The organism is Microbacterium sp. HJ5 (assembly GCF_054824025.1).
Genome location: NZ_JSYE01000024.1, coordinates 44,017 through 50,812 on the forward strand (window position 1 = coordinate 44,017; position 6,796 = coordinate 50,812).

The 6,796-nt window shown below is 67.3% G+C and carries 6 protein-coding genes and 1 pseudogene; 6 read left to right on the forward strand and 1 reads right to left on the reverse strand.

Annotated elements, in window-relative coordinates; genetic code table 11:
* Positions 1-19: 19 nt before the first annotated feature.
* Positions 20-826, reverse strand: a complete 807-nt coding sequence (locus tag OB08_RS12045) for a glycosyltransferase (RefSeq protein ID WP_461475028.1) — start codon at positions 824-826, stop codon at positions 20-22.
* A gap of 85 nt (positions 827-911) precedes the next feature.
* On the opposite strand from OB08_RS12045, the gene OB08_RS12050 reads away from it, so the two are divergent.
* The 6 genes and pseudogenes from OB08_RS12050 to OB08_RS12075 all read left to right on the forward strand — a co-directional run.
* The gene (locus tag OB08_RS12050; protein ID WP_461475030.1) at positions 912-1,871 is read left to right on the forward strand and encodes a glycosyltransferase; all 960 of its coding nucleotides are present in this window, start codon (positions 912-914) and stop codon (positions 1,869-1,871) included.
* 175 nt (positions 1,872-2,046) lie between these two features.
* Entirely contained in the window at positions 2,047-3,528 is a 1,482-nt protein-coding gene (locus OB08_RS12055; RefSeq protein WP_461475031.1) for a sugar transferase, read from the forward strand.
* Positions 3,529-3,575: 47 nt separating this feature from the next.
* Positions 3,576-5,417 (forward strand): DUF4012 domain-containing protein, encoded by a 1,842-nt coding sequence (locus tag OB08_RS12060; RefSeq protein WP_461475033.1) that lies wholly within the window; start codon positions 3,576-3,578, stop codon positions 5,415-5,417.
* 4 nt (positions 5,418-5,421) lie between these two features.
* Positions 5,422-5,919 (forward strand): VanZ family protein, encoded by a 498-nt coding sequence (locus OB08_RS12065; protein WP_461475035.1) that lies wholly within the window; start codon positions 5,422-5,424, stop codon positions 5,917-5,919.
* 73 nt (positions 5,920-5,992) lie between these two features.
* Positions 5,993-6,208, forward strand: a complete 216-nt coding sequence (locus tag OB08_RS12070) for a hypothetical protein (RefSeq protein ID WP_461475037.1) — start codon at positions 5,993-5,995, stop codon at positions 6,206-6,208.
* Between the two features lie 330 nt (positions 6,209-6,538).
* Positions 6,539-6,796: pseudogene (locus tag OB08_RS12075) on the forward strand (hypothetical protein); the annotation flags it as partial.

Below are 6,796 nucleotides of genomic sequence, written 5' to 3' on the forward strand. Positions count from 1 at the left end.
GCGGCCGGGCTGCGACGGCTCAGTCAATTGCGGCGATTCGTCCCGCTCGCGCGCTGGCGAGCGCGTGACGGCGTCGTGCGATCCCGCCCCCAAGCAGAAGCTCCGGGTAGAGGGTATAGAAGCGGACCAGGGAATCCAGCTCCAGGAGCCAGGGCCTGAGCCGGAACCGAAGCGTTTCACGCGCCCAGCCGTGCGTCCAGCGGAATCGCCCGGCCACCGCCACCGGATAGCCCTCGCGCCATGCGCGAAGCGAGAGGTCCTTGTCTTCGTAGTAGACGAAGAAGCGCTCGTTCCAGCCCCTCAGTGCCCGAACCGTGGCGGCCCTGCCAGCGACGACGGCACCGATCGCCCAGAAGACGAACCTCGTCTCGCCGTCGGCGGCGAGGATCAGATAGCCCGTCTTCGCCGCTCCTGACGACAGGCGGTTCTGCACCTTGTGGGCGAGCACCGGCATCCCTCGGCCGTTCGGCTGCAGCGAGCCGTCGTCGTGGACGAGCTGCGGAGCCACCAGGCCGCCGACGGCGTCGACCACCGCGCTGAGGGGCTGCAGATCGTCGAACTCCACACGGACATCCGGGTTGACGAAGGCGATGAAGTCCCCGGTGGCCGAGGCGAGGCCGCGGTTGTTCGCGGCGCTGAATCCGAGGTTCCTGCCCGCCGCGATGACGGTGGCGCCGAGCGCCTGGGCGACCTGGACGCTGTCGTCGGACGAACCGTTGTCGACGACGATCCACTCCACGTGGTCGGGGCGCACGGCGGACCAGTAGCGGCGGAGTGCCGGCGCGCTGTTGTAGCTCACAGTGATGAGCGACCATGAACGCAACACCATCAGAGGATACCCAACAGGGCGCGCCGGCCCCGACGTGGACGGGATAGGTTCAGCGGGACACGACAGTGACCGAAGGAGAACGATGTCGCCCCTCGCGGAACCCGGCTGGATCTGTCTGGCGGTGTACAAGCCCGATCCCGCGCTCCTCGCCGAGCAGTTGTCCTCGATCCGCGCGCAGTCCCTCAGGACCTGGACGTGCGAGATCGGCATCGACGGAGCGGACCCGGCGGCTCGCGAACTCGTTCGTCGGCTGACGGAGGATGACGAGCGCTTCCGAGTCACCGAGTTCGCCGACAACGTGGGGTTCTATCGGAATTTCGAGCGGCTGCTCGGCCGGGTTCCCCGCGAGATCGCATGGGTGGCGCTGTCCGATCAGGACGACCGCTGGTATCCGGGCAAGTTCGAGACCCTCGTCCCGTTCCTCGGTTCGGCGGCGCTGGTGACCGGCCAGGCGCAGATCGTCGACCGCACCGGCGAGGAGATCGCCGCCCCCACGCTGCGGAGAGTCGTCGGCATGGCGGGCGAGCTGATCGACAATCAGGTCACCGGAAGCCTGTGCCTGTTCCGTCGGACGCTGCTCGATGTGGCACTGCCCTTTCCCGCTCCGACGGACGCGGCGTATCACGACCACTGGCTGGCTGTCTGCGCGCTGGCCGCGGGCGGGATCACGATCAGCCCGGAGTTCGTCCAGGGCTACGTTCAGCACGACGCCAACGTCATCGGAGAGGAGCGCGGCTCATCTGTCCGTGCCCGGTTCCACCGCCTCGCCGCGCGGTCAGAGGAAGGCGGCGGAGGGCGGCTGGAGTACCTGCGCGCGAACAGGTGGGGGTGGAGGGTGCGGATGGCCGGAGCGTTGCTGACGCGTCGGCCCGATGTCGACCGAGACGCCCGGCGGACTCTCCAGGCAGTGGCTGCCGATCGTCTCTCGCCGTCTCTGCTGGGTGCGTTCGTCGGGGCTGTCGCACGACGGGAGGCGCCCGCGCTCCGCGCGCTGGCGCTCCTCATCGGCGCGGGGTGGTTTCGGCCTCGGATCGCGCCGTAGTCCGCACGGAAGCGGCGATTCGCTGACCGATGCGCGAGGCCTGTCACCGGTGGATAACTCCGGCGAGCGCTTACTGGCCTGTTACCCTGTGGAGTCGGGGCGCAGGCGTACGGAGGACGGCCGAAGACGCAGACGACTGAGCACCCCGGGAAGAATGAACGACCGCAATAGAGGCGTGGACGAACCGCGCCACGAACCCGGGGGTGAGCACCGCCCCACGGTTCGGCAGGCGACCCCTCGATACCCGGACTGGCCACGCCGATACGCGAGCCGTCTCTTCTACACGGACGCTGCCGTCATCGCCGTCACTCTCGGCGGGTACAGCATCGTCGCGCTGGATCGACTTTCGGAGCCCGTCGTGTGGACCGGTCCGACCGTTCCGTATTGGGCCTTTCTGACACTTGTCGCATTCGTGTGGCTCATCGGGCTCGACGTCATCGACACGCGGGACCGGCACATCGTGGGCAACGGCATCACGGAGTATCGGCGCATCGTCAACGCCACGCTCGCCGTCTTCGCCATGCTGGTGGCCATCGCCTTCTTCCTGCGCATGGATGTCGCACGCTCGCTGTTCGCACTCGCTCTGCCGGTCGGACTCGTCCTCCTCCTCTTGTCGAGATGGATCTGGCGCCAGTGGCTGCGTGCGCGCCAGCGTGCGGGACACTACGTGTACCGCGCCGTCATGGTCGGAGAGCCCGCCAAGCTCAGGCACATCATCCGCGAGATCCGCCGCACTCCCGACTCCGGCTACGTCATCGTCGGAGCCATCACGACGAAGCCCGACATCGCCGATCTCTCCGGCGTACCGGTCGTGGGGGGCCTGAGCGATGCAACGGCCGCCGTCGAATCCCTCGGAGCCGACACGGTCATCGTCTCCTCTGCTGATGAGCTCGACCCGGCGGCGATGCGTCGGCTGGGCTGGGCGATGGCCGATCGCGAGATCGACTGGATCGTCGCTCCGGCGCTCACCGATGTGGCGGGGCCGCGCATCCACGCCACCCCGGTCGCCGGTCTGCCGCTGATCCACGTCGAGTACCCGACCCTCGAGGGGTACAAGCGCTTCGCGAAGCGCACGCTCGACATCGTCGGCTCGAGCCTGCTCATCGTCCTTCTCTCGCCCGTCATGATCGCGACGGTCATCGCGATCCGCGTGGACGGTCCGGGGCCTCTGCTCTACCGACAGGTGCGCATCGGGCGGCGTGGCCGGGAGTTCGGCATGATCAAGTTCCGGTCGATGGTCGCCGATGCCGACGACCAGCTCGCGAGTCTCCTCGACGTGCAGGGCACGACAGATCAGCCGTTGTTCAAGGTGACCGACGATCCGCGGATCACCAAGGTCGGCCGGGTGATCCGCAAGTATTCGATCGACGAGCTGCCCCAGCTCTTCAATGTCTTCCTCGGCGAGATGAGTCTGGTCGGCCCTCGGCCTCAACGGCCGGCGGAGGTCGCGCTGTATGACGCCGACGCGCATCGCCGCCTGCTCGTGAAGCCGGGCATGAGCGGGCTGTGGCAGGTCAGCGGGCGGTCGAAGCTGTCGTGGGAGGACGCCCTGCGTCTCGATCTCTACTACGTCGAGAACTGGTCTTTCACCCAAGATATCCAGATCCTCTTCCGAACCATCCGCGCCGTCATCGCCCCCGGCGAAACCGCACACTGAGCGCGTCTCTCGGCTCCGTCACAGGCCTCCCCGGATAGCATCCTCTGGTGTCCCGCAAACCCTCGCACGGTCGCTACCGCCATGGTCGCGCCGGCAACCACGCGCCGCCGCCGCAGCGCCGGCGCCGGTGGCCCTGGGTGGTTCTGGGGACGTTCGTGGTGCTCGGCGGATTCGCCGCGGTCGGCGGGGTCTTCGCACTCCAGGCGCTCGAGGTGCGGGACGATCTCTTGACGGCGAAGTCCAGGCTGGGCTCGTTCACGGCGGCGTACTCGGCCGGAGATGCGGCCCAGATGCAGGCGCTGGGCGACGAGGTGCTGCAGCTCACCACCCACGCGGACCAGACGGTCCAAGGTCCGCTGTGGGACGCGGCATCCGCTCTGCCGTTCATCGGCGTCAACGTCGCCGCGGTCAAGAGTGCGACGGAGGCCACGCACATCATCGTCCGCGATGCGCTGCCTCCGGGGATCGAACTGCTGGGCGTGATGGCGCCGGACAAGCTCAAGGTCGAGGGCGGAGGCATCAACCTCGCACCCTTCCAGCAGGCTCAGCAGACGCTGCCCCAGATCAAGACGGTGGTCGCCGAGGCGCAGGCCAAGATCGCGGAGATCGACCGTGAGGCTCTCCTTCCGGTCGTCGACGAGGCGGTCGGGCAGCTCGTGACCGTCGTGGACCAAGCAGGACCACTGCTCGACACCGCGGAGCAGCTTCTGCCGGTCGCGCTGCGCATGGCGGGTTCGGAAGGCCCGCGCAACTATCTCGTCGTGTTCCAGAACAACGCCGAGATTCGCGCCACCGGGGGCAACGCCGCGAATTCGACGGTCATCCACGCCGACAACGGGAAGATCGAGAAGATCGAGGACCAGAGCGTCGAGGACTTCAAGATCGCGGGGTACAACGGCTGGCTCGAGTCGGAGATCCCCGATGAGACCCGCGCCCTCTACGAGCACGACTTCGATCGCAACGCGCAGAACTTCTCGCGCACGCCCGACTTCCCCACGACCGCGAGCCTGTTCAACCAGCTGTGGGAGCAGACCAACGGCACGCAGCTCGACGGCGTGATCTCGATCGATCCGGTGGCGCTGTCGTACATGCTGCGAGCGACAGGCCCGGTTCCTCTCGAGGACGGAACGGAGATCAACGCGGACAACGCGGTCAAGCTCCTGCTCAGTGACACCTATGAGCGCTTCGGCACGAACGGCCTCGCCGCAGACGCGTATTTCGCTGACGTTGCATCGCGCGTGTTCGACAAGATCGCCAGCGGCTCCTGGGGGCCGACGGCGATGCTCGATCAGCTGAAGCAGTCGATGGACGAAGACCGCATCTACGCATGGTTCCCGCGCGAGGACGAGAACGCGATCACGACGGAGTTCAACATCGACGGCGCTCTGACAGCTGACAACGTCGAGGCGACGCAGGTCGGGATCTACCTCAATGATGCGTCGTACAGCAAGCTCGAGTACTACCTTTCCACGTCGATGAGCGTCACCTGCGATCCCGCCGCGCGCACGATGACGACCTCGCTCACGATGACGTCGGCGGTCCCCGACACCGACCTCAGCGGCTACACGCTCGCGTGGCGCAACCCCTCGTTGGATCTGCCGCGGAGGACCATGATCCTCGACGTGCTGTCGGTCGCGCCGCCGGGGGCGACGATCACCGCGATCACGCCGGCCGACGGTGACATCGCCGATTGGAACCGCGACGGCGTCGAGAAGGGGCATCCGCTCGCGAGTCGGACGATGCTGCTGCCCATGGGCGAGTCGAAGACCGTGTCCTTCACAGCCGCGCTCCCCGCGGGCGAGCTCGGTCCGCTCGAGGTGCGCTTCGCGCCCACGGTGACCCAGACGCCGGTGACGATCGATTCATCGTGCGAAACCATCTTCGGATGACTCGGTGAACAGCGGGCTTCCGAGTACAAGCGGGCCGCGCCACGCAGTCATCGCGCTGCTGGCCATCGGATACGGCGCCTTCCTCGCTTTCGTCGTCTTCTGGCCGAGCCCCATCGACCGCCCTGTCGCCGGCATCCTCAACCGGGCGATCGCCGAGCTGCACGAACGAGGAGTGCCGTCCTTCATCGACTACGGGCTCATCGAAGCGTGCGCGAACGTCGCTCTCTTCGTCCCCGTCGGCCTCCTGTTCGGACTGATGGTTCCCCTTCGCTGGTGGCCGATCGCCCTGTTGCTCGGACCCGCGCTCTCGGCATCGATCGAATTCGCGCAGCGCTACCTGCTCGAAGAGCGCTACGCCACCGTGAACGACGTCATCGCCAACTCCATCGGCGCGACGGTCGGTGTGCTGGCGGCCGTTCTCCTGCGCGCCGTGGTGGCGGCCCGCGACGAGCGCGTCATCGATCGCCACGAGGCGCGCCGGGCCGCGGCATCCGCTCGCTGACACCCCTTTCGCTCTGTCGGCGGTACCGACAGAATGGCCGGGAAACGCCCGCGGGGCGCCGAAGGAGTGTGTGATGGGTATTGACGACCTGGTGAATCAGGGCAAGGACTTCCTCGAGCAGAACAAGGACAAGATCGACGACGCGCTGAAGTCGGAGCAGGCGGAGGGCGTGAGCGACAACGTGCTCGACGCCGCAGCCGAGTTCGTGAAGAAGGTCGCCCCCGACAGCATCGACCAGCACGTCGACGGCGTGCGTGATTCGATCGACAAGTCGGTCGGCAACGAATAGGTCTTCTGTTCGAAGGTCAGAAGCGGCTCGCGGCCTCCGGCCCGGGCCGCTTCCTCATGCCCGGCAAGCCTGTCCGGCCCATCCGCGCTCTGTCGCCCGAACCGGACAATCCGCTCCGGGAGTCGCGATTCGCCGGGGTACTTGACAGCGGTCGGTCACAGGCTTACGTTCCCCCTGGGAACACGTGTCGGCTGACTCCTGGGGAGTCATGCTCTGACTGAGGCCGTCACGTGCTGGGAGGGGCTCCGACTTGGGGCACCCTACGTCATTACGACAAGGGTGAAGTCAATGGATGTTCGTATTTTCGCGCGCGCTCCAAAATCTGGGGGAGTGCGCCGCAGCATTCGGGAAGAGCGGGATCAGGAGCGCAGGATCGCGCTCCGGCAACGCTGGCACGTAGGAGCCCTGGCGACTCTCGTCGCCGGGGCGCTCGTGTTCTCGGGCATGACGCCCGCGGTCGCCGATGAGGCGGTGACATCCGACACGACGCTGACGGCGGCGTCCACCGAGACGGAACCGGCGGCGGAAGAGCCTGCGGCTCCCGCCGAGGAGACCCCGGCCGAGGAGCCGGCCGCTCCCGCCGAGGAG

Bases quoted from the DNA above. Each gene is read 5' to 3' on its own strand.
- OB08_RS12050 (WP_461475030.1), top strand. From the start codon at position 912: ATGTCGCCCCTCGCGGAACCCGGCTGGATCTGTCTGGCGGTGTACAAG.
- OB08_RS12070 (WP_461475037.1), top strand. From the start codon at position 5,993: ATGGGTATTGACGACCTGGTGAATCAGGGCAAGGACTTCCTCGAGCAG.